The sequence below is a fragment of the Sodalis sp. RH20 genome (assembly GCF_047324205.1).
Classification (GTDB): domain Bacteria; phylum Pseudomonadota; class Gammaproteobacteria; order Enterobacterales; family Enterobacteriaceae; genus Acerihabitans.
The window spans coordinates 1,307,081-1,331,596 of record NZ_CP178733.1; the positions used below are offsets into that span (position 1 = coordinate 1,307,081).

Annotated in this window: 26 protein-coding genes and 2 pseudogenes; 9 read left to right on the forward strand and 19 right to left on the reverse strand. The window is 56.1% G+C overall.

Annotation, left to right across the window (positions count from 1 at the left end):
• The first annotated feature begins 61 nt into the window (after positions 1 to 61).
• Complete coding sequence (locus ACL2XM_RS06115; protein WP_413730079.1) at positions 62 to 625, forward strand: RBBP9/YdeN family alpha/beta hydrolase; 564 nt, start codon at positions 62 to 64, stop codon at positions 623 to 625.
• Between the two features lie 60 nt (positions 626 to 685).
• Here ACL2XM_RS06115 and ACL2XM_RS06120 read toward each other — a convergent pair whose 3' ends face one another.
• Positions 686 to 1,348, reverse strand: a complete 663-nt coding sequence (locus ACL2XM_RS06120; RefSeq protein ID WP_413730080.1) for a hypothetical protein — start codon at positions 1,346 to 1,348, stop codon at positions 686 to 688.
• 1,007 nt (positions 1,349 to 2,355) lie between these two features.
• On the opposite strand from ACL2XM_RS06120, the gene ACL2XM_RS06125 reads away from it, so the two are divergent.
• Positions 2,356 to 2,775 (forward strand): GNAT family N-acetyltransferase, encoded by a 420-nt coding sequence (locus ACL2XM_RS06125; RefSeq protein WP_413730081.1) that lies wholly within the window; start codon positions 2,356 to 2,358, stop codon positions 2,773 to 2,775.
• Between the two features lie 198 nt (positions 2,776 to 2,973).
• On the opposite strand, the gene ACL2XM_RS06130 is transcribed toward ACL2XM_RS06125, so the two are convergent.
• Both ACL2XM_RS06130 and ACL2XM_RS06135 read right to left on the reverse strand, forming a co-directional pair.
• Entirely contained in the window at positions 2,974 to 3,225 is a 252-nt protein-coding gene (locus ACL2XM_RS06130; RefSeq protein ID WP_413730082.1) for a hypothetical protein, read from the reverse strand.
• Positions 3,225 to 3,398 (reverse strand): hypothetical protein, encoded by a 174-nt coding sequence (locus ACL2XM_RS06135; RefSeq protein ID WP_413732591.1) that lies wholly within the window; start codon positions 3,396 to 3,398, stop codon positions 3,225 to 3,227. Before ACL2XM_RS06135 ends, ACL2XM_RS06130 begins: the two co-directional genes overlap by 1 nt.
• Positions 3,399 to 4,308: 910 nt before the next feature.
• Between ACL2XM_RS06135 and ACL2XM_RS06140 the strand changes: the two are divergent.
• Positions 4,309 to 4,906, forward strand: a pseudogene (locus tag ACL2XM_RS06140) (gfo/Idh/MocA family oxidoreductase); the annotation flags it as partial.
• A 637-nt stretch (positions 4,907 to 5,543) separates the two neighbouring features.
• Here the strand turns inward: ACL2XM_RS06140 and ACL2XM_RS06145 are convergent.
• The 16 genes and pseudogenes from ACL2XM_RS06145 to ACL2XM_RS06220 form a co-directional block, all read right to left on the reverse strand.
• Positions 5,544 to 6,548, reverse strand: coding sequence for a FecCD family ABC transporter permease (locus ACL2XM_RS06145; protein ID WP_413730083.1), 1,005 nt, complete (start codon positions 6,546 to 6,548; stop codon positions 5,544 to 5,546).
• Between the two features lie 64 nt (positions 6,549 to 6,612).
• Positions 6,613 to 7,584: an ABC transporter substrate-binding protein gene (locus ACL2XM_RS06150; RefSeq protein WP_413730084.1), complete on the reverse strand. Its 972-nt coding sequence runs from the start codon at positions 7,582 to 7,584 to the stop codon at positions 6,613 to 6,615.
• Between the two features lie 29 nt (positions 7,585 to 7,613).
• The gene (locus ACL2XM_RS06155; protein ID WP_413730085.1) at positions 7,614 to 8,423 is read right to left on the reverse strand and encodes an ABC transporter ATP-binding protein; all 810 of its coding nucleotides are present in this window, start codon (positions 8,421 to 8,423) and stop codon (positions 7,614 to 7,616) included.
• A gap of 99 nt (positions 8,424 to 8,522) precedes the next feature.
• Positions 8,523 to 10,055, reverse strand: coding sequence for a sugar ABC transporter ATP-binding protein (locus ACL2XM_RS06160; protein ID WP_413730086.1), 1,533 nt, complete (start codon positions 10,053 to 10,055; stop codon positions 8,523 to 8,525).
• A 155-nt stretch (positions 10,056 to 10,210) separates the two neighbouring features.
• On the reverse strand, positions 10,211 to 11,434 hold the full coding sequence (locus ACL2XM_RS06165) for a sugar ABC transporter substrate-binding protein (RefSeq protein ID WP_413732592.1): 1,224 nt from the start codon (positions 11,432 to 11,434) through the stop codon (positions 10,211 to 10,213).
• A 49-nt stretch (positions 11,435 to 11,483) separates the two neighbouring features.
• Positions 11,484 to 12,518 carry an ABC transporter permease gene (locus ACL2XM_RS06170; protein WP_413730088.1) on the reverse strand — a complete coding sequence of 345 codons (1,035 nt, stop codon included), beginning with the start codon at positions 12,516 to 12,518 and terminating at the stop codon, positions 11,484 to 11,486.
• On the reverse strand, positions 12,515 to 13,525 hold the full coding sequence (locus ACL2XM_RS06175; protein WP_413730089.1) for an ABC transporter permease: 1,011 nt from the start codon (positions 13,523 to 13,525) through the stop codon (positions 12,515 to 12,517). Before ACL2XM_RS06175 ends, ACL2XM_RS06170 begins: the two co-directional genes overlap by 4 nt.
• Positions 13,526 to 13,662: 137 nt before the next feature.
• Positions 13,663 to 14,148, reverse strand: a complete 486-nt coding sequence (locus ACL2XM_RS06180; protein ID WP_413730090.1) for a nitrile hydratase accessory protein — start codon at positions 14,146 to 14,148, stop codon at positions 13,663 to 13,665.
• A gap of 12 nt (positions 14,149 to 14,160) precedes the next feature.
• Positions 14,161 to 14,514, reverse strand: a complete 354-nt coding sequence (locus tag ACL2XM_RS06185; protein WP_413730091.1) for an SH3-like domain-containing protein — start codon at positions 14,512 to 14,514, stop codon at positions 14,161 to 14,163.
• Complete coding sequence (locus ACL2XM_RS06190) at positions 14,511 to 14,828, reverse strand: hypothetical protein (RefSeq protein ID WP_413730092.1); 318 nt, start codon at positions 14,826 to 14,828, stop codon at positions 14,511 to 14,513. Before ACL2XM_RS06190 ends, ACL2XM_RS06185 begins: the two co-directional genes overlap by 4 nt.
• A 27-nt stretch (positions 14,829 to 14,855) precedes the next feature.
• Positions 14,856 to 15,467 (reverse strand): nitrile hydratase subunit alpha, encoded by a 612-nt coding sequence (gene nthA, locus ACL2XM_RS06195; RefSeq protein WP_413730093.1) that lies wholly within the window; start codon positions 15,465 to 15,467, stop codon positions 14,856 to 14,858.
• Between the two features lie 411 nt (positions 15,468 to 15,878).
• Positions 15,879 to 16,457: an ANTAR domain-containing response regulator gene (locus ACL2XM_RS06200; protein ID WP_413730094.1), complete on the reverse strand. Its 579-nt coding sequence runs from the start codon at positions 16,455 to 16,457 to the stop codon at positions 15,879 to 15,881.
• Positions 16,458 to 16,513: 56 nt separating this feature from the next.
• Positions 16,514 to 17,677: a transporter substrate-binding domain-containing protein gene (locus ACL2XM_RS06205; RefSeq protein ID WP_413730096.1), complete on the reverse strand. Its 1,164-nt coding sequence runs from the start codon at positions 17,675 to 17,677 to the stop codon at positions 16,514 to 16,516.
• 17 nt (positions 17,678 to 17,694) lie between these two features.
• Positions 17,695 to 19,404, reverse strand: coding sequence for a nitrilase-related carbon-nitrogen hydrolase (locus ACL2XM_RS06210; protein ID WP_413730097.1), 1,710 nt, complete (start codon positions 19,402 to 19,404; stop codon positions 17,695 to 17,697).
• 347 nt (positions 19,405 to 19,751) lie between these two features.
• Positions 19,752 to 19,928 (reverse strand): annotated as a pseudogene (locus ACL2XM_RS06215) (IS256 family transposase); the annotation flags it as partial.
• A gap of 89 nt (positions 19,929 to 20,017) precedes the next feature.
• The gene (locus ACL2XM_RS06220; RefSeq protein WP_413730098.1) at positions 20,018 to 20,461 is read right to left on the reverse strand and encodes a winged helix-turn-helix transcriptional regulator; all 444 of its coding nucleotides are present in this window, start codon (positions 20,459 to 20,461) and stop codon (positions 20,018 to 20,020) included.
• Positions 20,462 to 20,577: 116 nt separating this feature from the next.
• On the opposite strand from ACL2XM_RS06220, the gene ACL2XM_RS06225 reads away from it, so the two are divergent.
• The 6 genes from ACL2XM_RS06225 (at position 20,578) to ACL2XM_RS06250 (ending at position 24,515) form a co-directional block, all read left to right on the forward strand.
• Complete coding sequence (locus ACL2XM_RS06225; protein WP_413730099.1) at positions 20,578 to 21,189, forward strand: FMN-dependent NADH-azoreductase; 612 nt, start codon at positions 20,578 to 20,580, stop codon at positions 21,187 to 21,189.
• Positions 21,190 to 21,514: 325 nt separating this feature from the next.
• A complete protein-coding gene (locus ACL2XM_RS06230) occupies positions 21,515 to 21,934 on the forward strand; it encodes a DoxX family protein (protein WP_413730100.1) in 420 nt (139 codons plus the stop codon).
• A 24-nt stretch (positions 21,935 to 21,958) separates the two neighbouring features.
• Positions 21,959 to 22,795, forward strand: a complete 837-nt coding sequence (locus ACL2XM_RS06235; protein ID WP_413730101.1) for a DODA-type extradiol aromatic ring-opening family dioxygenase — start codon at positions 21,959 to 21,961, stop codon at positions 22,793 to 22,795.
• Positions 22,796 to 22,984: 189 nt separating this feature from the next.
• Positions 22,985 to 23,320 (forward strand): PIN domain-containing protein, encoded by a 336-nt coding sequence (locus ACL2XM_RS06240; RefSeq protein ID WP_413731046.1) that lies wholly within the window; start codon positions 22,985 to 22,987, stop codon positions 23,318 to 23,320.
• A gap of 126 nt (positions 23,321 to 23,446) precedes the next feature.
• Positions 23,447 to 23,743, forward strand: coding sequence for a type II toxin-antitoxin system ParD family antitoxin (locus tag ACL2XM_RS06245; RefSeq protein WP_413730102.1), 297 nt, complete (start codon positions 23,447 to 23,449; stop codon positions 23,741 to 23,743).
• A gap of 394 nt (positions 23,744 to 24,137) precedes the next feature.
• On the forward strand, positions 24,138 to 24,515 hold the full coding sequence (locus ACL2XM_RS06250; RefSeq protein ID WP_413732593.1) for a DUF3742 family protein: 378 nt from the start codon (positions 24,138 to 24,140) through the stop codon (positions 24,513 to 24,515).
• The last annotated feature ends 1 nt before the right edge of the window (position 24,516 follow it).

Genomic DNA, 24,516 nt, shown 5'->3' on the forward strand with positions numbered 1-24,516 from the left:
TGTTTCTTCGCGTTTCTGGTTCGGTTGGCCGTAATAAAAGGCTCTGAGTGAGGAAAAATTAATGAAAATGCCTGATCGGCTGGTGATTGTTCATGGATTCCTGTCAACGCCTCGCCATCACTGGTTTCGCTGGCTGAAAGCGCAATTCGAAAACCAGGGAACCCAGGTTATCCTGCCTCGAATGCCTGCTCCCCGGACACCCAAGCCAGAACAATGGTTGTCCCATTTAACACACAGTGTCCCTACACCCACATGCCATACCTGGTTTATCGCCCATAGCCTGGGGTGTATTCCCTTGATGCATTATCTTGCTTCTTTAAACGAAGGGAGAGTCGTTGGGGGAGCCATCCTGGTGGCGGGGTTTGCCGAACCGGTTCCTTTATTGCCTGAACTGAATGATTTTACCCGGCAAAGAATTGATTATAGGCAACTCAAAGAGAACGTTCACCATCTTATTACGTTGCGGTCGATGAATGATGATATGGTCCCGCCTGACTTCACACTGTCACTGAGCCGCGAACTCTCTGCCGAGCTTTATAGCTTTCCTGCGGCGGGACATTTCAGGGATCGGGATGGTTTTTGCCAGTTTCCCGCTTTGTTGAAGGTCTTGCATAAGTACCTGTAATTCCTTTATATCAAGCTTTTAGCAAGCCAACAGTATCAAATCAAAATGAATTGGCCAACGCTAGCGCAGTCCCCGATTTAGCGCACAGCCAATGAGATTTCCGGCCAGTCGACCTTCAGCCTGGTTCCTGTTGAATTCAATGTTCATATGCAGCAATGACAGCGTCAGCTGCTTCGATATAACCGGCGCCTCCAGGCCCCTCAGTGATCCGGTGCTGGGCGTGGGGATCTCATGCAGGTATTGGCGCACGGTGCTGATGCCCACCGAATGTGGGAAGAAACTGAACATGAGGGCGTCGTTGGTGGAATCTTCCGTGTAGAGAACCGTCTCCGGCCGGGAGTCGATGTCCACGCCGGACATGTCGGCCAGTATGCGTCGTGTCATGGCCAGCTTGTCATAGTCACCCAGCCAGCCCAGTATCCACAGATTGTTGATCGTGGTATGCGTACCTACGGCCCGCAAGCGATCGGCCAGACGGTGGGCAGTAGCCTTGTCACCCGGCCGCGCAAACGCCAGGCCGGTCAACCGAAATAGCTGATCGTCGGCGAAAGTGACATCCGGTATTGCATCCTTCACCTTTAAGGCTATGTCGTCCAGCCGGGTGCGTATGCCCGGCAGGTCTTCCGCTGCGTGCCAGAATTCGCGCATTACGCCATGGCCATTCGATGCGCGCTGGGAAAATAGGCTACCGTTCTCACCGATCACGCAATCGACCGACCACATCCTGGCCATCTGATCGCACTAGCCCGCAGGCGCCGTGGTGACGGGTATAACTTTTACCCCCATCGCCTGTAATCGTTCGAGCGCCGCATAGGGCGTTGCGGCTAGCCTGCCCCGGTAAATCAACGTTTCATCCATATCAGTCAGGATGAAACGTACCGAGCGAAATGCATCGGCTGGGGCGGTAGAGAGGGGTAGTAGCATTGTTGCCTCGCTTGTTTCAGGTGTCGTTTTATGGCGGATAACGGAATCATGGCGCCATGTCACGGCCTTTAGGCTTCCGGGCTTTGCAGACAACTGAATATGAGTTGCTTGCAAAACTAAGGCCGTACAGCTTATAAGCCTGCCTATTCAACTCACGGCGCCGGTGGCACCTCATGAGTCGCCTACTGCGTTTCCCTTGCACCGGCCGCGTGTCCCGGCGTTAAGAATAACCAGCGGAAAACATGAAACAGCACCGGCCCGGGTAGCGCCAGCCGATACGAAGATATCTGTGGGTTTTGTTTTATTGGAAAAAATCGATGCTTTCCGGCCATATCGACAAGGTGACATCAAAACACATTATCATAACTGAGGCATATTGATATTCATGATCTGTATCCTGCAGGCAATCTGACACGGGACATGCACTGTAAACAAGCGGTTTTCGCCTGAACCCAACCAGATTATCTCATTGCGGCGATCGGTCGTTGATGATTACTCATTTCATTATGGCCCAAGGTTTCCAGTTGCCGCTGCGGGAGTATGCGGGGTAGTCACAGGCCCAGTCGGCGAGAATAAATCGTTAACTAATGCTTTCTTTATAGATGCAATATCAAAAGGGAGTATTGACAGCGATAATCTGGGTGCGTTATTTTTTACCCCCATCATATGATGTGTGAAGTAAAGAACAATGCCTCAACCGTAGGGTCCGAAAGGAGGGTAACTCCCACTATGTTATATAAGACAACAAATAAAAATAATGAGTATTAATTTCCTCAGAAAAAATCAGTATTATAAGGAGTCGATAAATGAAGGTCACACTCCACCATGAAATTCCTGGCGCAGATGAATACAATGCCTTGCGGATAGCTCTGGGGTGGGGAAGTTCAGCGCCAGATATAACCATCTTAGCTTTACAACGTTCGCTTTTCTCGGTCACTTTGCGGCAGTCCGGGCAACTGGTCGGTATGGCACGTGTGATCGGTGACGGTGGCCTAGCCTTTTATATCCAGGATGTGATAGTTACTGAACGTCTGCGCGGACAAGGATACGGAAAACGATTAATGGATGAAGTCATGGTGTTCTTACATGGCACGGCGCAGTCAGGCTCCGTGATAGGGTTAATGGCGGCGCTGGGGAAAGATGCGTTTTATACTCGATATGGATTCAACCGTCGCCCTAATGAATTTCAGGGGTCCGGTATGACGCAATTTCCAAGTGAATGGTAGCTTCAACCTTTTATGAATGCGCGAGCTCAGGTGTTTATTGAGCTTTAGGTATTGATTGGTTATATGGCTGTGATACCTTGGCTTATCTATTGTTATAGCCGTTTTTGGCATTCGCTCGATTCTCAAAACAGGCAATTTTTATTTGATTAACATTGCATAGCGATAAAACGACCTAATTGCTTCACGCTGTCTTTGCTACTACTCCAGACGGTAATAGTTTCCAGATGGTAATAGTTGAAATTTTTGTGGTTCTGAGGTGGCACATAATATCAATGAAGCATCAGCAAAAGCAGCGGTGGCTGCAGTATCGTCACCAAAAATCAAAAACTCCAGTGATGATTTAAGAACACCATTTTCATTGAACGCCGATTCAATCGCCAAGCGTTCGGCCAGGATGGCATTGATGCCTGCATGAACAATATCCGTCGGAATACCCTGGCGCCACTCCACTAGGCTGAGTAATTCATTGTGCCAGCCGGTTTTTTTAATTGCGCAATGGCCGCATTCAGACGGGCTACATCGCTGAGTTCCGGTCCAAAGTCAGAACAAATTTCCCATAAGTTTTGCAATTTTTTAGGCAGATTGGACATCGGGCCATTTTTTTTGCCTAAATTTTGCAGCAACAGTATTTCGGCGGCGACCCCCTGGGGAAGCGTTTTTGTCGCTGCGCGCCGTCAAGCCAGCGCATCAAAAAAAGATGGTCCGTGAGGGCATTACCCGCGCGCCCATCCTGCCGTGCTAAATTCAGCGCCACCAGGGCAAAAATGAAAAATGAGCTAAAAAACCGGCAACCTCTTCAGTTAGTTCCTGGTTCTGTGAAGGTGGCATATTTTTCCTTAACTCAACTCATCATAAATTGATTCTCTCTAATAAGGTAGTGTACGGTGACGTAAGGCAAGGATAAACCACCAATCTGAATATTCTTCCCTGGATGGAAAAAATTGTGCATATCAAAGCCCTTTTCTTGAGGAATTTGTTAGATATATTGTGTTCAGGCGGTTGGGCAATACTGTCCTTCTGAAAGCCTGAAGTTGACCTGAGTAACCTGATACCGGTGTCGTGATAAAGAAAAAGGGTTCAGATGAAATCATGGTGCGAGTTATTTAACCCAGTAATGGCGCTGGATATAGGGTCGCAAAACACATCTAATCTGTACTTGTATCACCTGGGGCCTCTATAAAGATGATCTGGACACTCATCTGGCTCATCCAGCGATGAGACGGACGGCAGCCACGCTTGTCTCTGTCGCCATCCCTTGAAGAAGGAATCCAGAGTAGCGCGGTCCGCGAACGTGGGAACATACAGATTCGCTTTGTCTTTTTTTCTGTACTCATCTTTTCTGGAATATTCAGAAGAAAATGAGCAAGGAAGTCGTACGGTATCTTTTAGTGCTATACGGGTAATATGGAACCAATGTTGATGGCACTTGGTAAATACTGGCTGATAAAAATAGGCCTGCCCCGGTATCACAGATAGGAATTATTGCAGAGTTAGATAACATAGCAGGTTAAGAAAATACAAAAGAATGATTGAATGAATTATGTCCCTGGTGGAATAGCACAGACGGTTGTCAAAGCGGGAGAATTCGTATTTGTCGTCGCTGCATTAGTATACGGACATGTTTACGGTATGAGAAATGGCTTAATTGAGGCGAGCTCGGCCCTCAAATATGTTTACAATCCTGGTGCGGAGAAAGTAAAAAAATTGTGAGGCATTATCCGCAGATCGAGGCCGCTGAATTGCTGGCGCAGATCTTTGCCGATGAAAAATTAAGCTTGTTGCCGCTGCGGTAATTCCGTTATAGAGATATGAGCTGGGTCTGAAAGTCATGGCGATAGGCAAGGATTACGATAGGCAGGGATTACTTTACGGATAAAGCACCAGTGACCACGCTTGAACAATTCGAACATGCAAAAGCCATGGTCAGCAAGACCGGCAAAAAATATGTGGTGTACTATAGCGAGCGATTACATGGAGAAAGCGCGGTTTTTGCGTTCAGATCATCAAAGTCGGGGCAATAAGCAACGTCATCCAGACGCTGGGCACCGGGTCGCATCGGGACGGTCACCTGGGACGGCCAGATTGGATTTATGAGCGCCGCTATTTTTTTTGCGGTATACTCTGCGATATTGCATGAGAGGTGGTCCCGGAATTGATGGTGATGTTAAAATATTGTTTAATATGGAAATTTATTCATCAGGTTTTGTATTAATCCCCGATTAAAGCCCCCAGGTCAAATGATTTTAGTTTTGCGATATTTATAAAAAAAAGTACAATATTTTTAAATCAATCTTTTTCTCTGTAGGCAATTCGTCGAATTATTGGTAACTTAGTAGAAAAATTTAGAAGAAAAATGGCTTTTCATCCGAAAAGCAAAAATCATTATTACAGTCATTTATGGCAAGTTTAATACAGCTTCGACTTTACTGATGTTTTCAAAAAAACGAGGCATATGGTTAGTAGAATGGTCATCAGTAATAAATTTATTTATTTTGTTAAAAGAATCAGTGATTGCCGTTTGCACATCAGGAAGGCTAACCAAAGGAATGATTATTGCTCAATCTAAAGTAAATCACCGTTCTTTTTGTAAACTTTCGCAATGTAGATATTTCGGCCATGAAGAATTATCTTTTTATCTTGTCCCATCTAATACGTTGCTTCCATTCTTCTTAGGCAATTTAAACATAACTGATACAAATTAACACTATTTATCAATAAAACATTTTTTTAAGGATTCCGTCATCGATTGCACGGGATCTTTAGGACTTTTAATCACTCCTGAGTAGCAGCGCGAGCACAAACACCGCGCCGACGCCGGCGGTAATAATACCGATAGGCAGCTCTTGGGGCGCTAACAGACAGCGGCTGAGCAAATCGCCCGCCGACATCAGCACCGCGCCCAGCACTGCCACCAGGGGCAATAGACACCGGTGGCGCACGCCCGCCAGCGGCCTTGCCAGGTGGGGCACCATCAGGCCGATAAACCCGATGACGCCGGTCAGGGCGACAAACAGGGCCGTGGCGAACGCGCAGCATAGAAATACTTCGATGCGCAATACGGTGACGTTGATGCCCATCGACACCGCGCTTTGTTCCCCGGCCAGCAGGGCGTCCAGCGAGCGCCAGCGCAGGGCGGCCAGCGCGCCCAGCAGGCATAACCCCGCCAGCGCAAAACCGATATTGTCCCAGCGGGCCAGCCCCAGCCCGCCCAGGGACCAGAACAGGATGGAACTGGCCGCCCGCTGGTCGCCTGAGAACACCAGGAAGTTGGTGAGGGCGCCGAACAGGAACGAGACCGCCAGGCCGGAGAGCACCAGCCGCGCCGCGCCGCGCGACTTCTGCTGTAAAAACAACAAGATGACGGCCAACGCCGACACGATGCCGCCAACAAAGGCCGCCACCGGCAATGCCCAGTCTCCCAGCCGATCGCCCAGGCGGGTCATTACCGCCACCGCGCCGGCGGAGGCGCCGGAGGAGAGGCCGAACAAAAAGGGATCGGCCAGATCGTTGCGGGTGGTGGTTTGCAATAACGCGCCGACCATGGCGAGGCCGGCGCCGGTTAACATCGCCAGCAGGCTCCTGGGCAGGCGGATTTCCAGCACGATCCGCGACACCATCGGCTCGGCCCGTCCCGTTCCCGCTCCCAGCGCCGACAGTATTTCATCCGGCGTGAGCGAAGTACTACCAAACACCACGTTGGCCATGCCCATGATGACCAAGGTCAGCAATGCCGCCGTCATGATTAGCGCAAATCCGCGGCTCCGTTGCTTCATGAACGGCTATCCTTCATCAAATACTGTCTCTCATTAAATACTGTCTCGCATAAAACGCCATTTCTCACTGAAAACGGTCGGGATACAGCGCCCGGGCCAATTGGCTGATGGCTTCGATGTTGGCCGGTCCCGGCGTCAGCTGCGCATATTGCAACTTCAGGTAGCGGTGGTTCATCACCGCCGGGGTGTGCTTCATCAGGGGGTGGCGCTCGAGGAAGTCCCGCAGCGTCTGCGCGCCGCCGCCCGTTTGGTAATCCAGCAGAACGATCAGGTCCGGCTCGGCGGTGGCCACGCTTTCCCAGGAGGTGGTGCCCCAGTTGGTGTCCAGGGTATCCATCACATTACGTCCGCCCGCGGCCTCGATCAGCGCGGTAGGCATGGCATAACGACCGCTGGTAAACGGTTTATCCTCGCCGGAATCATACACGAACACCTTTAACGGCGGGCGCTGGCCGATAGTTTGCCGCAGCGCGGCGAGCTGCGCTTTCCAGCCGTCGACCAGCGTTTGCGCGCGCTCCGCCTGGCCAAAAATCTTGCCCAGGTTCAGTATATCGCCGTACAACAGATCCATCGTGGCTTTCTGTTTTTGCCGGCCGATATGCACGCAGCTTTCGGTCAACACCAGCGTCGGCACGCCGAAACGGGCCAGCGATTGCGGCGTCACCTCGCCGCCTACCTTCATACCATAATTCCAGCCGGCAAAAAAGAAGTCGGGATTGACCGCCAGCAGGTTTTCCAGGGTAGGGTATTTGGGCGCCAGCTCCGGAATGCCGCCCAGCTGGCGGGTGAATTCCGGCGTCGCCTTATACCAGCCGGTAATCCCCGTCACGCCGCGGATGTGCGGTTGCAATTCCAGGGCAAACGCCATTTCCGTCATATTCAAATCATGAATGACCGCACGCTGCGGGGCCTGCGTAAAGGTCAGCGGTTGTCCGCAGCTGGAGACCGTGACCGGGAAACCCGAGGCCTGCGCCGCCGCCGTCACCAGCAGGCTCAACGCGGCCGAAAGCAGAGACTTGTTCGGATACTTCTTCATACAGAGTTGTCCTCAGGTTAACCAGGCGGTTACGCGCGTAATGATGCTTCGAAAATTTTTAACGGCTGTCCGGTGGCGGGGTGCGCCACCGTAAAACTGCGCATGCCGAACACCGGTTCGATACAAGACGATACCAGCGCCCGTTCCGGCGTATCGCAGCACACCAGGCGTCCGTGCTGCAGCACCGCCACCCGCTCGGCAAAGGATTCAATCAGCGTAAGATCGTGCAGCACGGCGATGGTGGCGATGCCCCGTGCGCGCACCAGGCCGAGCAGCTGGGCCCGGGCCAGCGGATCGAGATGATTGGTCGGCTCATCAAGCAGCAGCACCCGGGGCGTTTGCGCGAACGCGCGCGCCAGTCCGGCCCGCTGAAGCTCCCCGCCCGACAGGGTGCCCAGCAGCCGGCGGCGCAGCGTGGGTAAACCGGTGTCTTCTATGGCCTGGTTAACGATCTCCTCATGTTGCCGCGCGCTAAAATCCGCATAGTGCGGCAATCGCCCCAGCCCGACGTATTCGGCCACCGTTAGCCGCAGGTCGGGCGTATCGTTTTGCGCCAGCAGCGCGATGCTGCGTGCGCGCGCCTGCCTGGACAAGCTGCCCAGCGGCCGACCATCGAGCAGGATCTGCCCGGACGCCAACCCGATTTCGCCGATAATGGCGCGCAGCAGCGTGGATTTGCCGCTGCCGTTGGGGCCGATCACCGCCAGGCAGTGATGATGGTTAAGCGTCAGGCTCACGCCCCGCAGCGCCGCCGGGCAGCCGTGGGCTCCGGCGGTAACGTCCTGCAGCTCAAGCAGCGGAGTGCCCAGGTTTAATTGTGATGTTATATCATTACTCATGGGCGTATTATGCATGAATATTTTTCTTCTGGTTAAAAAAATAACGCGACCCTGGCGACGTCGCGGGTTTTCAGCCCATCGGACCGGCATAGCGCCGGTTTATCCGGCGGCGTTGCCCGTCATCAGCCCGACCATCTCGCCTTCATCCAGCTGGTCGCGCGGCAAATCCGCCACGATACGGCCACGATACATAACCAGGCTCCGATCGACCAGCGTTTGCAGCTCGGCCAGATCCGTGGAGTAGATCAGGATTGCGCCGCCTTGGTCCGCGAACGCCTTAATGGCCTGGTAGATCACCTCTTTGGTACCCACGTCCACCCCGCGCGTGGGATCAAACAGCAGCAGCGTGCTGGCGCCGGTCAGCAGGGCGCGGGCAATCAAGGCTTTTTGCTGGTTTCCGCCGGAGAGCGCGCTGATTTTAAAGGATAAATACCGCTCGTCCAGTTCCACCTGCGGCGCCACGCGCCCGACCGCCTGGCGCTCCTGGTCCCGGCGGATAAGCCCCAGCCGGCTAAAACGGTGCAGCACGGATTGGGTGATATTGGCGCCGGCCGACAGGGTAGGAAAAATGCCTTCGCTTTTGCGATCCTCCGGCACAAAGGCAATGCCGCCGTATTTACGCAGCGCATCGCGTGGGCTGCGCAATATCACCTCGCGGTCGCGCAGCAGCATTTGTCCCGCACTGTGGCGCATTAGGCCCGCCAGGGTGCGGAACAGTTCCCTCTGTCCCTGGCCTTCCAGGCCCGCCACGCCGAGAATTTCCCCTCGCCGCAGTTCAAAAGAAATATCGCTGAAATTCTGCCCGCCCAAATCGTTGGCCGTAAGCGCCGCGCTCTGCGGGTGCGACGGCGCGGCGCGCCCGCGCGCGCGCTCGTGCGTCGCCCGGCGCCCCACCATCATCTCGAAAATATCGGCGTTGGTCACCTGTTTCAGATCCACCGTCGAGATGGTTTTACCGCTGCGCAGTACCATGGCATGGCTGGCGATTTCCCGGATTTCCGCCAGCCGGTGCGAAATATAGAGTACGGCGGTGCCCATGGCGGTGAGCCGGCGCACCAGGCGAAACAGCCAGTCTACGTCGGCCAGGGCGCCGGTGGGCTCGTCCAGCAGCAGCAGCCGGGGGCGATAGTGCATGGCGCGAACGATTTCCACCCGCTGGCGCGCGGCCAGGGAGAGCGTTTCAACGTTGGCATGCGGCGAAATATCCTGTACGTCGTGATCGGCCAAAATGGCTTCGGCGCGGCGCGCCATCAGTTTTGACGAAGTGAGAAAAAACCGTTGTTTCAGGGAGCTCGGCAGGAAAAAATTCTGGGCGACGCTGAGATTAGGCAACAGGCTGAGCTCTTGGAACGCGGTGCTGACGCCGATATGACGGGCCTGGAGCAGTGAACTCGGCGCATAGTCCCGTCCCTCCAGGCTCATGGTGCCGGTATTGGGCGTCACCACCCCCGAGAGGATTTTTACCAGCGTTGATTTCCCGGCGCCGTTTTCCCCCAGGATGGCCTGTACCTGCCCGGGTTCGATAGTCAATGAGACGCTCTCCAGCGCCACGGTGGCGCCATAGGATTTTGATACCGAGGACAGGCGCATGCCTTGCGCGCCTGCTGCCGGTTGAGTGAGGGATGGTTGCATGGATTGCGGTCTCCTGTCCCGATGGCGCGCGGCCACCGGTAAAATGGTATGAAGGTGCTGGCCAATCTTGCCGCCACCCGGGCGCAACACGCCGTGTTTACGCGAGGAGCCGGTGCGGACTCCCGTTGACACGCCGGGGTTACGCCCGGGACGTCTTAGGGCTTGACCGTGGGCTGGACCTTGGTCAGCTTGTACTGGTCCGGCGCCGCCTGGCAGCGTTCGCAGTTGATGCCGGGTTCATCCGCGGCCCTGATTATTTCCGCCGGCAAAGGCTGGATGGTCGTTCCCGGCGTGGGCACGCCCTTGAGCGCCGAATCCAGGGTGATTTCCGGCAGGAATTCCGGGTGATAGATCTCGGTTGAGAAACCCTCCGGCACCAGATTGGCCGCGAACACATTACAGCCGTCGGCAATGACGCCGCCCTGGCACAGTTTCATCTGGTCGGCGGTGACCCAGGGGAGCGGATATTCGATATTGGTCGGTTCCAGTTGGCGTTTACCGGTCAAGACCTCCATCATCAGCTTAAATGCGTAGCCGGCGGTGGCGGGTGGCGAGCCGGCGGAGACGCCGCTCAGGCCGCGCTTGCGGTAATCGGCATCCAGGAAACCAAGACGAAAGCCGTTCATGTTTTCCCCCATGATGGGCATCATCCGGCCTTTACGGTCGGCTACGGCGTTTAACACGCCGGCTTCGCCCAGCTCGGACCAGATGCCGTCCACATCCGGATGGGCCGCCAGGGCCTTGGCGGTTTCCCGTTGGCTGATGCGGTCGTCCCAATAGCCATAATATTCCGAGACCACCGAAATCCCCGGATACTGTTTGAATATATGCATGGCGCCGTCGAAATGGCGTTTATCCACCGAGGTGCCGGGCACGCCGCGATTCATAAATATTTTTCCTTTGCCGCCCAGTTCATTCACTAATTGCTGGGCCATGTTTTCCCCCGCGCCGGCTGAAATATAACTGATGTTGTAGGCGCATTTTTCCGTTACCGTGGAATCAAACATGAAAAATTTCACGCCCTGGCTGCAGCCGCGCCGGATCACCCGGTTCAAGGCGGTGGGCGATATCGGGAAACTGATGATTCCGTCCGCTTTGGCGGCAATCATACTTTCATAAGCCGATATCTGCGCCTGCGGATCGGTACCGGAAATCACCTCTTGCAAATCCACCATTTTGTCATAGGGCGGCGTTTTCGCCAGCGACTTGATAATATTCGCCGTCTCGCTCATCCAGTTATTTCCGCTATAACTCAGGCTCAGGAATATTTTATATTTTTTCGGTGCGTCTTCCGCCTGCGCCGCTGAAAAATAACCTGATAACCCCATTAAAATGACGGCTGCGGCCGCACATCTTTTAAGACGTGTTTGCATTAACATAGTCACTCCCGATCGATTTGTTAAGTTGATTTCACATGTTTGGCGTTAATTAACGTTTAAATAAAGCCCTGGTCTTTCCTGATAATAAAATAAGTGAATTCGCCGAGCCGGACTGGCATAACAGGGCGACGGTAATAATCGCCCCGGAGACAATCAGCCGCCAGCCCTGGCCGAGGCTGGTGGCGGCAATCACCGAGTCCACGGTGGTTAAAAACAGCGACCCGGCGATGGTGCCGATAAACGTGCCTTTGCCGCCCAGTATCGAGGAGCCGCCTACCACCACCGCGGCAATGGAGGGCAGCATGTAGGGGTCGCCCATGCGCAGGGTGGCGCCGTCGGAATAGCCGGTGAGCAGCGCGCCGCCCAGGGCCGCGCACAGCCCGCTCAGGGCATAGGCGGCAACGGTGGCCGCGCCGACCGGGATGCCGCCGACCTTGGCCGCGCCCGGGCTGCATCCCAGCGCGTACAGGTTGCGTCCAAACACCGTGCGCGTCTGGATCACGATCCCCAGCACGCTGAAAACCAGGGTGAACAGAACGATGCAGGGGATGCCGAATACGCTGCCCTTGACGATGTCAGCCAACAGCTGGGGCGACGCGCCGAGCGTGCTGCCGCCGGTGGCGCCGAGCGCCAGCGACGCGACGATGATGCCGGTGCCCATGGTCATGATAAACGGCGGGATGCGCAGCAGGGTGATTCCCAGACCGCTGAACGCGCCGATGGCCGCGGCGGACAGCAGGATCAACGGCAGCATATAGGCAATATTGTCGCCGCCGGCACCTATCATGCCCGCCGACATCACGCCGCCGTACATAAACAGCGAGGCCACTGACAGATCCATGCCGCCGGACAGAACCACCAGCCCCTGGCCGAACGCCACCACCAGCAGGAATGAGCCCAGGGTCACGATCATCAGCACCTGCGACCAGGACCCCAGGGACGGGCTTATCAGGCGGGAGGCCAGGATCATTATCACCGTCAGGCCCAGTAATAATACCGGCGCGACCGCCTCGGGACTCATCCGGCCGTTGGCGCGCCGGTCGATACGTCCGGCTTCCGGCGCCGCCAGGGAGATTTTGTTCATGAATGTGCTCCTGTGCGTGGCGAACGGTTAAGCACCTTCTCGCATACGATGGACAGCACCAGCAGTACGCCCTGGAAAAAGCCGATATAGAACGAGGAGACGCCAATGGCGAACAGCATTTTTTGCATTAACAGCAGCACCGCCGCGCCCACCATCGAGCCGAACGCGCCGCCGCGCCCGCCGCTGAGGCTGGTGCCGCCCAGCGCCACCGAGGCAAAGGAGAGCAGCAGAAACGGCAGGCCCGAGTTGGGATCGCCGGTGGCGGTTTGGGCGCTAAGCATAAATCCCGCCGCGCCGTAGAAACAGCCGGCCAGGATAAACGCCTGGCAGCGCTTCCACTTGACGGAGATGCCGGACAGCCCGGCGGCGGTTTCATCGGCGCCCACCGCATAAAAAGCGACGCCGGTGTCGGTACGTTTGATCAGCAGCCAGATCAGGGCAAAAAACGCCAGCACCAGGGCGGACACTGGCAGGATTTGCCACAGCATGCCCGTCAGGCCGTCGCTGATAAACTCCGATACCGAGCCGCCGGGCACCGGCAGCAGGAGCAGGGCGATACCCTGGCCGATAATCATGGTGCCAAGCGTCGCGGCGATGCTCTGGATGCCCCTATAGGCCACCAGATAGCCGTTGAGCAGGCCGATCAGCGCGCCGGCCCCCACGCAGAGCAGCAGGCTGAACAGCGCGCCGCCCGGCCCGTCGAACGGGGCAATGGCGGTGAGTACGTTGGCAATGGAAATGACGCCCACCAGGGATAAATCGAATCCCCTGGTCAGCACCACCAGCGTTTGCCCGGCGGCGGCCAGCGCCAGCGGGGCGGCGTTATTGATCAGGTCAGCGACGGCGTAGGCGCTGAACGCACCGGGCTCCGACCAGCCATACAGCAGATACATGATCATATACACCACCATCGCCAGCGCCGCGCCGCGCAGCGCCGGGAGTTGACCTTTTCCGGGCCGAGGGGAGCCCGGGGGCTTCCGGGGAAGACCCTGCGATACATCACTCATAGTCGAGCGTCCTGTGTGTGTTGGGGCCGGATGGTCAGCCGGGACGGCCGGCAGGAGCATCGTGCCCGCGCCAAGGTGTCCTCTGTGCCATCGTGTTTTCCATGCGGTTTACGCCGTTCCCTGGCGTTATGTCCTGGTCAGCCTGCTCCCGGGACCACCGTAATCGGCGTGGGGATCGGGCGGCCCCCATGCGCGTGGCTGTGATGGTGATGCGCCGCATGCGGGTCGGCGACCCGATCCAGGGCGGCGCACGGATCGATGATATGCGCTACGCGCTGCAGCGATACCGGCTGCCCGTGCGGCGTATGCAAGTAGGCCAGGTGCCACAATGCCTGGCGCGCGTCGACATCCTCGCCGGACAGCAGCGATTTGCCTTGCAGCAGCGTTTCCAGCGCGCCCAGCCACTGGCGATAATAGGCTTCCCCCGGGTTTTCGTCCGGCCGCTGCGGCTGTTCCCTGATGATGCGCGCAAACACCTCTACCCATTCGCTCCAGCGGTAGAGTCCGTTGCGCGACAGCTGCAGCGCGGTGGCGAAAGCTTCGGCCTGCCAGGGCTCGCCGAACGCCATTTCCGGCTCGTCCCCGGCCGTCGTGGCGGGGGAGGATGTGGTTATCGTCGTCATGCTGCGCTCCCCTCAGGTGGCCGGAATAATATAGTCATCCCAAAGATCGAGATAGACGGCGGAATGCCCCCCGGCCTCCTCGCCCCACAGTTCCCGCGCCTCGAAGCGCACGCTGTAGACGTGCTGCGGTTTTTCTCCCTTGCCGTGGGCAAAGGTATCGGGGAACACAAACGAGCCGTGGTGGCGCACCACCGTACCCGTCTTGCCGCGAACATAGCGCGGCAGGCGGGTATGGCCCAGGGGATGAATGTTTTTTGCCTGAACCCGATCGCCGGCGGCGAAACGGATCGGCAGATCGGTAGGACGCACATAGACCGGGTTGGTTGTCACCGCGGCGTAAACCTGCTCTTTTTCCAGGATCTTCATGATGCTTTCTCCTGCTGCGCTAACTGCCGTACCTTGTCTTCCAGTTCTTCCTGGGTAAATAAACCGTTTTCGATGCCCAACGTTTCCATCGCGTGATACCAGTGCACGTAGTAGGGCGTGCTGAGGTATTCAGCGGGATCCATCACCTCGATGGCGTGACGGAATTCGTCGATGGGACACAGGCCGCCGGCAAAATACAGGCCGATGGTGGAAAAGACCTGCTTTTCCCATTCGGCTTTGAAGACCGGTTCGCCGGGGTTGATCGCCACCGGGCCGAGGTTATGCATGCCGCCTACATCATGAATTGAATTCATCGTTCTCTCCTGTTCGTGCTTGGGTTATCAGGCCTGGCCTACGGGGGGCAGCACCGCGGTGCCGATCATCGAGTCGCGGCTGACCAGGGCGGCCAACTGGTCCTCGCTCATGCCTTCGCTGCCGGCCGGCCGCAGCGGCAGGATCATATAGCGGATCTCGGCGTTGCTGTCCCACACCCGGATTTCAACGCTATCCGGCAGCCGCACGTTAAACTCCTCCAGCACCGCGCGGGGCTCCATGACCGCCCGCGAGCGATACTGCGGCGCTTTGTACCACGTGGGCGGCAGGCCCAGGGTAGGCCAGGGATAGCAGGAGCACAGCGTGCACACCACCATGTTGTGGACCGTCGCGGTATTTTCGGCCACGAACATATGGGCGCCTTCCAGGCCGGTAAAACCCAGTTCGGCAATGGCCGCGGTGGCATCATCCAGCAGGCGTTGCTTATAGGACGGATCGCTCCAGGCTTTGGCTACCACCCTGGCGCCGTTCTTCGGACCGAAGCGATGTTCAAAGATATCGATGATTTCATCCACCGCTTCCGCCTTGAGGTAGCCTTTTTCAATCAATAAGGACTGAATGGCTTTAATCCGTAACGTTGGAATATTGGGTGGCGCGGTTGGCTCCAAAATATCGCTCATTGTCTTTCCTCTTGCTTTGTTTTGCGGCCCTTACGCCTGGTAACGCGCGTGGGCCGCGGGAAATACCGCGCAAAAAAAAAAGCCCCTGCAACTCTTGCGAGCTGCGGGGGCATCTTTGCCGGCGTTATGTTTACTCTACTACACTAACAATAATGAATATCAACGGGCCTGGACGGCGGAAAAATAACATTCACATGATAATCTTGTTAAGCAATATAGATGCCAATGTGTGACTTGTGTTTTTACTGTTATAAAACAGCCTATTGAATTTTACCTTTGTTACCGGTGCCTCCGCTCGTCCCGAGCTTATTACCTTCTTGTGCTGTTTAAGTGCAGTCCGGTCACCAACGTGGTGCGCGTTGTCTTAATCGGCCCCGGGCTGATGTATGCCGGGAGGGCCGCGTAATGCATCTATTGCATATGGCGCGTTTTCAACATGTGTAACCATTCCTGCTGGCGCGATAAAAAAACGATACAGAATTCCTCCACCGTTTGCTGTTGTTCCGTCGCCAGCCGCCGCAATAATTCATAGGATTGCTGCTCGCTGTAGTTGAATTCCTGGATCAATAATAGCTGCGCCGACAACAGGAAACGACGCGAACGAATGCGAATGTCCTGTTGCCTGAGCGCCGCCAGATGCGCCTGATGGCGTTCAAAATGATGCCGGGCCAGGATGATGGTGGATAAAATGCCGTCGGTCTTTACCGGCTTGCGCAGGCAGCCGTCCACTTCCTGATCGATGACCCAGGACAAGCGGGACGGGGTCTCCAGTCCCATCAGGGCAATTTTAGGCAAAGACGGCCAGGTGCCCTGGCTGATTTGTTTGATCAGGACGCTGTTGTCGGAATCAAAAATCACGCTGTCATAACGATCGCGGAATACGTCATCATGAAAATCCACAAAGCTGTGGCCCTGGACGCCGAGACGCAGAAACTGCAGCAGCAGGTTCTTTTCGTCACGAGGCGCACAGCCGAACAGCGCAATTTTCATCCCTCGCACCATCAGTCGTTTTTTAGCCTCTTGCACTTAACACCTCGCACGGCTCGCTATAACGAAAAATCGGACCAGGTTAACCAGGGGTCTGGGATTACCGGGCCGGGGGACTGCCAAAGGAGATGAAAGCGCCCATCCTCGCCGAGTCGCGCCAGGCGCGGCGTCAGGCTGGCATGGTTATTTTCCCGGTTGATGCGGGTGATGCCGTTCGGCGCCGACAGGCTTTCGGCGTACACCGCCTCCCGCACCGCCGACGTCTCGTCGCTGCCGCACCGATTAATTCCCTTGGCTAAAAAGTGTCCGCACATCCAGGCGGCCTCGGCGTCCACCGTGGTGGTGGCGTTTTCGCCGAAGCGGCTGCGGTAGCGCTGGATAAACCGCCGATTCTGCTCGTTGTCGATATTTTGGAAATACACGGCGGAAACCAGATATCCCTCCAGCGCGTCCGCGCCCACCATCGCCACCTCCGACTCGCACAGGGTCAGGCTAAGCCGCACGACAGATGACGAACGCAGGAATTCATGCTCTTGCTCCATGGTTTTCCAGACGCGGTAAAAACGGTATGCCGAAATGCCGACCAGCGTGACCATGACCACCGGCGGGCGGCGGCGGATGATATCCAGTATGACCTGTTCCACGCCGGTGTCGCCGAGCGCCAGGAACCGGCTTTGTACCAGGGTGCCGCCCCGGGCGTCCAGCGCGTCGCGGATAATGCGATCGATCTCTTCCGACCAGATATAGTTAGAGCCGACATGGTATATCTCGGCCGGATAGTGATTGATGACATAGTCGAGCATCGGCAGCACATGCTGGTTGGGCGCGGCGCCCAGGTACATGACGTTATTGCTGCTTTCAAAGCCCTCGTAGCGCGCGCTATGCCAGAGCAGGGCGTTGGCGCCCTCGACCAGCGGCAAAATCAGCTTGCGCGAGGCGGAGGTATAACAGCCGACGATATGTTTTACCCCGTGCTGGTACAGCAGGTCATGGCAATGGCGATAATAATTATCCAGGTTGCAGCCGGGATCGTAGATAACCGGCGCCAGGGTAAAGTTAAAACTTTTGCTGGCATTTACTTCCTCGATGGCCAGCATAATGCCGTTGAGCATTTCCCGCCCGATGCCGCCATAATGACCGGATACCGAATACAGCACGCCCACCGGAATGATGGCCTTGGAGCGGCTCCCGCCCGGGATCAGGCGGTTATCTGCTGAAAACATATTCACCTCGTGTTACCTCATTCGCCGCCGGCAACCTGGATCAACGGCTGGTAATAATGGGGCTGGCGCATGGCGACCAGATCTTTGCGCCGCACCACATTGGTGGGATAGGCGCAGTCCAGGTTGCTGGTATCGATGTCCAGCACGGCCAGGCCCTGGACCTCGGTGACCAGCGCCTCGCGCCTGGGCCAGACAAAGGTATCCGGCCCGAAAATACCGCTTAGCCCCGAAAGATTGGCATTGGCATAACTCAGGTAGACATTGTTTTCCCCGGCCCGTACCCGGGTTAACAGCCAGTGGTGGCGGGATGCTCCGGTGGCAATAGGGTAGTCGTGGGGCACGGCGGTGCCGGGATGATCGATCGGCCCCGGCAGATCCAGCGCCGCCGGACAGGCGATAATATCGCAGCCGCGCATTGCGAGGATCCGTCCCGCCTCGGGAAATTCAAGGTCATGGCCGATCAGCAGGCCGATGCGCCCGCAGGGAATATCAACGGTGGTCCAGGCGCTGCCGGGCGTCGCCCAGGTCTTGTCTTCCGCGGTTAAATGAATTTTGCGATACATCCCCTGCAGGCCGTCCGGGCCGATCAATACCGCCGAGTTATAGCGGTTGCCGTCGCCGCCGTCCTCCACCATGCCCGCCACCAGGTAGAGCCGCAGGCGGGCGCACAGATCCATCAGGGCGCTGACGGCGGCGTGCCGCGGGGTGATGGCGCCGGCGGGGGCCCGGTATTTGCCGGTGAGGCAAAGCTCGGGCAGCGTCAGCAGCTCCGCGCCCTGCGCTTTTGCCCTGGCGGCCAGTTGTCCGATATGCCTGAGATTGACGTTGATATCATCGTCGGGTTCGAATTGCCCGACGGCAATATGCGAGCGTTTGCCCTCCGGCAGGGGTTTGGTGGCGTACAGGCCGAAGAAATCCAGCGGATTCCACATAAAGGTATTTGTCATCAATTCCTTGTACAGCTCCGGCCTGCGCTCTGCCAGCACGCGGCGGCGGGCGCCGGTATGCAAAACCCCGGAAACGATGCCGTCGCCGGTATCGCGCCAGGCCTGGATATGGCCGTTGGGTTCGATAATGCAACTGCCGCCGCTGAACTGGACGCCGCGTTCCCGCCCCCAGCGATTGCTTTCAATCAGGTAGCAGTCGTTTTCATAGGCGCGATTAATCCAGTAAGGCGCGGGAGTGCGCTCGGCCAGCCAGTTGCTGATATGGCAAATGACGTCCGCGCCCTGTAAGCCGGCCAGGCGGGCGGTTTCGATAAAATGGATATCCATGCAAATCAGCAGCGCAATATTGCCAAGCGGGGTAGGGAATACCTGATGCCCCAAATCGCCGTTCGCCGCCCATTTTGGCTCCGAGATATACGGATGGGTTTTACGGTGTTTGCCGATCACGCCGTCGGGGCCGATCAGCACCGCGCTGTTGTAATATAGCCCGCTGCGCGCATCCACTTCAGGCAAACCGACCACCAGGTAACATTGATAGCGCGCCGCCAGCAGGACGAAACGATCGGTGGTGGCGCCGGGCACCGTCTCGACGTAATCGGCGACCTCTTCACGATCCATCCAGCAATAGCCGGTGGTGCCCATCTCGGGCATGACGATCAGGCGCGCGCCGCCGGCCGCGGCCTCCCCGGCCAGGGCTAGCAGCCTGAGGATATTGTCTTCTTTACGGAATTGTGTAGGTTCAAACTGAATTGCCGCGACGCAAACCGGTTGATTGATCATTCTCACTCTCTCATTGGGTAAAAAAAAGCCCCATCAACCATTACAACAGTTGATAGGGCATCTTTGCCAGATTCATGTGTTATGACGTCCTGCCTTCCACTTCAGAGGGTCTACAAAACGCCGAACCATACTTAGGATTAGGCAATAAACATGCCTGAATAACAATTTTTCTTAAAAGTTGTTAAATATCAATTTATTATATTTTTTTCACAAGCCTGCTAATCCGTCATCAACGATAAAGTTTTAACGCAGTCGGTGCGTTTGCGTCTCTATTGCACTTTTTTGGCGTGCCGACGGGCGACAGGAAACTCTAGTTTAGCTTGGTCTTGCTTAATGGGAAGAGATCAGTTGGAACCCGATTTGAGCTGATTTTTCTCATACCCCAAATGGTGGGTCAGTTCAGCTTTAAGGGCAGCCTCAACACTTAATTTTTTTTAAAACCGATCAAATTGGCTCAGATCCTCAGGGGTTTTGAGACTTTTAGCCAGCTCAGTTGCGAGAGCCTGTAGCAATTTTTCGTCCATAAATTCACCTAATTCTAATGATGGATTGAACATATCAAAATCAGGCGATTACACAATCTTATGTACAGACTCGCAAGGTCTGCAATTTTTCAGCCGCGGCCCACCGATCTGGCTGACGACGCGTGAGACGCCTGCGGGGGCGTCGTCGTTGTACTCGCCTCAGCCCGGGCGTCGAAATCGTGCCTGGCTTGATCGATAACATCGAGATGAGCGAGTGCCCACTTTCCGAGCGCCTCGACCGGCTCACGCAACTCATGGCCGAGTCGCGTGAGCTCGTAGTCCACACGCGGAGGTGTTGTGGGATACACGGTGCGGACCACCAGGCCATCGCGCTCGAGGCCACGGAGCGTCAGCGTGAGCATGCGCTGCGAGATGCCGCCAATCTCGCGCTTGAGTTCGCTGAATCGCCGTGGACCTTCTCGCAGGAGCATCACCACCAGCACGGTCCACTTGTCGCCAATACGCGAGAGCAGTGTACTGACCCGCGGGCAGTCCAGCGCCATCGAGCGCTCCGGTTCGTTCAGTAGCGACATAGCAGCCATGGTTCCCTCTTTGTTCCTATGCAACAAAATTGTGCCGTCTTGACGAGTCATCTCAGTTACTAAAGAATAGCTGGTACCTACTTTATACCAACAGGAAGATGACGTCCATGAAACTACTTCACCTTGATTCAAGCATCCTTGGCGCGAATTCGGTCAGCCGCGAGCTTTCCGCTTCCGTTGTCGCCCGTCTCACAGAGACCAATCCTGCAATACAGGTCACTTATCGCGACCTGGCCGCCGTACCGATCCCGCATTTGTCCGGCGCCTACCTGGCGGCCGGCCAGGTGGGCGAAATACAGCACGATACCGCGCTGCAAGCCGATCTCGCGCTGGGGAGTGAGGTGCTCGAGGAGTTCCTGGGGGCCGACACCGTTGTGTTGGGCGTTGGTTTCTACAACTTCGGCATTCCAAGCCAGCTTAAGGCGTGGGTCGATCGGCTGGCAATTGCCGGCAAGACCTTCCGGTATACCGAGCAAGGGCCAGTCGGGCTTGCCGGTGGGAAGCGCGTGGTCATTGCCATTGCACGCGGTGGTTTTTATGGTCCGGGTACGGCCATTGCGTCGTTTGAGCATGCCGAGAGCTACCTACGGGGCATCTTTGCTTTCTTCGGTATCGACAACATCGATGTAGTGGCAGTTGAAGGTATCGCGGTTGGACCCGAGGCACGAGAGGTTGCCATCACACAAGCTGAAGAGAAGATCGCGGCTCTCCATGCGTGATGCCAGTAGTCGGTTCATCCTCATTTTGTGGTGACCGGCAGTCGCCGAGCAGAAGCGGTACTGAGGCAGTCCAGGAAATCTCATCTGTGCTGCCTTAGCTCCGCAATTTCAACCATGTTTTCCTTAGGCGCTTCATAGTGCAACAAAAACACAACGCTGACCGTGGTGTGATGGCGACTTCACGACCAGCATGACGGTATTCAATGGGGCATCAACCCTAACCTCGCGTAATAGATTCCATTATTGATCTTGGTTGAGGTTATCGGGCAGTAATTCGGTCGCGCAACGCGCAGACCAACGTTTAATCAGCAATGAGGAAACCATCATGACAAGTGTCCTTCCCAATCCCACGGCGAGTCGCTCCCTGCGGGTCGGCGTATGGGTGGCTAAGGGTCTTCTGGCCGTACTTTTCTTCTTTTCTGCCTACATGAAGCTCCTCACGCCCATCCCCGAACTGGCGAAGATGATGCCGTGGACAGGGGTTCTCCCGGAGACGTTCGTGCGCATCATGGGCTTCATAGATCTGGCGGGCGGGCTTGGCCTATTGCTCCCTTCTCTGACCCGGATATTGCCGCGGCTTACCGTGCTGGCGGCGCTATGCTGCTCAGTGCTTCAGGTGTTCGCGATGGTCTTCCATGTTTCGCGCGGCGAGGCGTCAGTGATCCCCCGGAACGTCGTCATGCTGTCGCTTTCACTGTTCGTGCTGTGGGGGCGTGCCCGCAAGGCCCCCATTTTGCCGCGCTGATGTCTACGTTTGGAGGCAATTAAAATGAAACGCATGCCCACTTTTTACCTGTCTCACGGAGGCGGTCCATGGCCGTGGATGAAAGATCGCTTCGGGCCGATGTTTGACCGGCTCGAGAAGTCGCTTCAGGAGTTGGCGTCAAGTCTGCCGGAACGTCCAAAGGCAATCTTGATGATTTCCGGGCATTGGGAAAATCCCGAATTCACCCTGTCCTCAAGCCCCAATCCCCCCATGTACTATGACTACGAAGGTTTTCCGGAACACACCTATCGCGTAAAGTACCCGGCACCGGGTTCCCCCGAACTGGCGGAGCGCGTGTGTGCATTACTGACCGCGGGTGGCATCGCCGCGAAGCTTGATCCGAACCGTGGCTTTGACCACGGCACCTTTACGGTCGCCGCTGTTGCTTTCCCGGAAGCCGACATCCCTGTCGTGCAGTTGTCGCTGCGACACGGCTACGACCCTGCGGCGCACATTGCCCTCGGCCGACTGCTCGCACCGTTGCGTGACGAGGGTATCCTCATCATTGGCAGCGGTGTCAGCTTCCACAACTTCGGAAAACTCAGTCCCGAGGGAACGATTCCATCACGTCTGTTCGATGCCTGGCTGCAAAAGACATTGACCGCCAGTTCCCCCGCCGAGCGCGAAAAGCAACTGACACACTGGGCCGACGCGCCGGCTGCCCGTATCGCACATCCATGTGAAGACCACCTTGTGCCACTGATGGTTGCCGTCGGTGCCGGGCTCGATGAGCCCGGGACGTGCGTTTATAACGACGACACCATGTTTGGCAGCATTACGGTATCGAGCTTCCGTTTTGGTCTTGCCGATAATTCGAGTGGAGCACCCGCGAACGCATAACCCAGCTCGTTAGCCGCAGCAGGCGAACACGCATGGCGTTAATGCACGGCCATAGCTTATGTTGGACTGTCTTTAGGATCGTGGACACTCCTGGCCTATTATCTGCTGTCTGCTGTCTGCTGTCTGCTGTCTGCAGATTCAGCTAAAGCTAAAGCTGACAATGCTGAAGCATTGTTGAAAACCAATCCAGTGATCAGTGTACAGGTCCTTAATGAGGTGACGAGCGTGTGTCGTTGCAAGCTTGCGATGAGCTGGGAAGATATTGGACCTTTTCTGGTGCTGGTACGTAGCTTCTGCAATGTCGTACCGCTGACGGTGGATGTTCATGGCCGCGCACAACAGATTGCGGAACGGCACCAGATCTCGTTTAATGATGCTTGTATCTTCGCAGCCGCGGCGACGGCTGGTTGCCAGATCTTGTACACCGAGGACCTGAGCCACGGGCGGATCCTGGAGGACAGCCTTACGATCAGGAATCCTTCGCGCAGGGTTAATGAGTCGGCTGGAAAAGGTGGAACCGCCTGAACCGTGAGGCGGTAGTTCTTTCGATGGAGCCATGAAACCGCAGTTGTGGACGTCCACTGGCATCATTGGCATAATCTGCCAATGATGATATCCTGAGAACAGACTGTTATTTGGGGAGTTGAAGCCATGCACACACGCAATGTGGTACTGACTGACCATCAGCACGAGATGGTCGAAAGGCTTGTTAATTCAGGCCGTTATCAGAATGCGAGCGAAGTGTTGCGTGACGGGTTACGCCTGCTCGAGCAACGAGAGGACGTTGAGGAGGCCAAACTTGATGCCCTGAAAGCGGCCGCGCAAGTAGGCTGGAGAGAAATCGATGATGGCCGTTTTACAGATGTCCAGAATGACAAGCTCGAAGATTTCATCGGTGAGTTAGGCGTTCGCGCCGCTGGCAGTGAGCAGAATCAACATCGCAAATGATGCGCTATCGCCTATCGGCCGTCGCCCAATCGGATATAATTAATATACTTAAATGGACTCATATTCAGTTCGGTGAGGCTGCAGGTAGGCGTTATGAGCTAAAGCGTTGCGGGACGTAGCTTCGGACCCTGGTCGGCTCGGTAGTGTGGCGCGAAAAGAACTCGGCAAAGGCGCGAGGTAATGGCATCTTAAGTTAAGTGCTGAGCGCGCCAAATCGAAGGATGGGGTTGTTCATCGGCCGCGTCATTTTCTCATTTATCGGATAGACGCTGAGGATTTGATGGCCGTTGGCCGTGTTCTGCATGATGCGATGGAACTCGAACAACATTAATTGCAGGACACACCTTGGGAGCAGCTATCCATTTAATGGAGAATTGAGGCACGAGGTATGGCTATGATTACACACGCACACACGAAACGATGGACTTACCGACTTGGCCGGAGCATGGGACGGACCTGGCGTGGGTATGTGTCTCGCGAGCGTCATGTAGCTGACTGGATCATTTCACGGGGGGTTCCTGCGGTGGGCGCCAGTGTGTTGATTTGGCTCATCAAACTCGTACTGCTTGGGTTGCTTCTGTATGCTGCGTTCTGGTTGGCTTTGCTACTGGTGTTTGCGGTAGCCGCAGCTTGGGTGGCCGAACATTCAATGGGGCAAGATGAATCCGACTTCTTGGGGCGTAAGGCAGAAGAACTGGATCATCGCGATAGCCTCTCTTATAATCCGTACAACTACAACGATGACCCCGACCCTCGGTTCGAGGACGACTGAA

What these genes read in the sequence shown, in the direction of transcription:
- ACL2XM_RS06115 (WP_413730079.1), top strand. Translation starts at nt 62, where the DNA reads ATGAAAATGCCTGATCGGCTGGTGATTGTTCATGGATTCCTGTCAACG.
- ACL2XM_RS06120 (WP_413730080.1), bottom strand. Translation starts at nt 1,348, where the DNA reads ATGTGGTCGGTCGATTGCGTGATCGGTGAGAACGGTAGCCTATTTTCC.
- ACL2XM_RS06125 (WP_413730081.1), top strand. Translation starts at nt 2,356, where the DNA reads ATGAAGGTCACACTCCACCATGAAATTCCTGGCGCAGATGAATACAAT.
- ACL2XM_RS06145 (WP_413730083.1), bottom strand. Translation starts at nt 6,548, where the DNA reads ATGAAGCAACGGAGCCGCGGATTTGCGCTAATCATGACGGCGGCATTG.
- ACL2XM_RS06150 (WP_413730084.1), bottom strand. Translation starts at nt 7,584, where the DNA reads ATGAAGAAGTATCCGAACAAGTCTCTGCTTTCGGCCGCGTTGAGCCTG.
- ACL2XM_RS06155 (WP_413730085.1), bottom strand. Translation starts at nt 8,423, where the DNA reads ATGAGTAATGATATAACATCACAATTAAACCTGGGCACTCCGCTGCTT.
- ACL2XM_RS06160 (WP_413730086.1), bottom strand. Translation starts at nt 10,055, where the DNA reads ATGCAACCATCCCTCACTCAACCGGCAGCAGGCGCGCAAGGCATGCGC.
- ACL2XM_RS06165 (WP_413732592.1), bottom strand. Translation starts at nt 11,434, where the DNA reads ATGTTAATGCAAACACGTCTTAAAAGATGTGCGGCCGCAGCCGTCATT.
- ACL2XM_RS06170 (WP_413730088.1), bottom strand. Translation starts at nt 12,518, where the DNA reads ATGAACAAAATCTCCCTGGCGGCGCCGGAAGCCGGACGTATCGACCGG.
- ACL2XM_RS06175 (WP_413730089.1), bottom strand. Translation starts at nt 13,525, where the DNA reads ATGAGTGATGTATCGCAGGGTCTTCCCCGGAAGCCCCCGGGCTCCCCT.
- ACL2XM_RS06180 (WP_413730090.1), bottom strand. Translation starts at nt 14,148, where the DNA reads ATGACGACGATAACCACATCCTCCCCCGCCACGACGGCCGGGGACGAG.
- ACL2XM_RS06185 (WP_413730091.1), bottom strand. Translation starts at nt 14,514, where the DNA reads ATGAAGATCCTGGAAAAAGAGCAGGTTTACGCCGCGGTGACAACCAAC.
- ACL2XM_RS06190 (WP_413730092.1), bottom strand. Translation starts at nt 14,828, where the DNA reads ATGAATTCAATTCATGATGTAGGCGGCATGCATAACCTCGGCCCGGTG.
- nthA (WP_413730093.1), bottom strand. Translation starts at nt 15,467, where the DNA reads ATGAGCGATATTTTGGAGCCAACCGCGCCACCCAATATTCCAACGTTA.
- ACL2XM_RS06200 (WP_413730094.1), bottom strand. Translation starts at nt 16,457, where the DNA reads ATGAAAATTGCGCTGTTCGGCTGTGCGCCTCGTGACGAAAAGAACCTG.
- ACL2XM_RS06205 (WP_413730096.1), bottom strand. Translation starts at nt 17,677, where the DNA reads ATGTTTTCAGCAGATAACCGCCTGATCCCGGGCGGGAGCCGCTCCAAG.
- ACL2XM_RS06210 (WP_413730097.1), bottom strand. Translation starts at nt 19,404, where the DNA reads ATGATCAATCAACCGGTTTGCGTCGCGGCAATTCAGTTTGAACCTACA.
- ACL2XM_RS06220 (WP_413730098.1), bottom strand. Translation starts at nt 20,461, where the DNA reads ATGTCGCTACTGAACGAACCGGAGCGCTCGATGGCGCTGGACTGCCCG.
- ACL2XM_RS06225 (WP_413730099.1), top strand. Translation starts at nt 20,578, where the DNA reads ATGAAACTACTTCACCTTGATTCAAGCATCCTTGGCGCGAATTCGGTC.
- ACL2XM_RS06230 (WP_413730100.1), top strand. Translation starts at nt 21,515, where the DNA reads ATGACAAGTGTCCTTCCCAATCCCACGGCGAGTCGCTCCCTGCGGGTC.
- ACL2XM_RS06235 (WP_413730101.1), top strand. Translation starts at nt 21,959, where the DNA reads ATGAAACGCATGCCCACTTTTTACCTGTCTCACGGAGGCGGTCCATGG.
- ACL2XM_RS06245 (WP_413730102.1), top strand. Translation starts at nt 23,447, where the DNA reads ATGCACACACGCAATGTGGTACTGACTGACCATCAGCACGAGATGGTC.
- ACL2XM_RS06250 (WP_413732593.1), top strand. Translation starts at nt 24,138, where the DNA reads ATGATTACACACGCACACACGAAACGATGGACTTACCGACTTGGCCGG.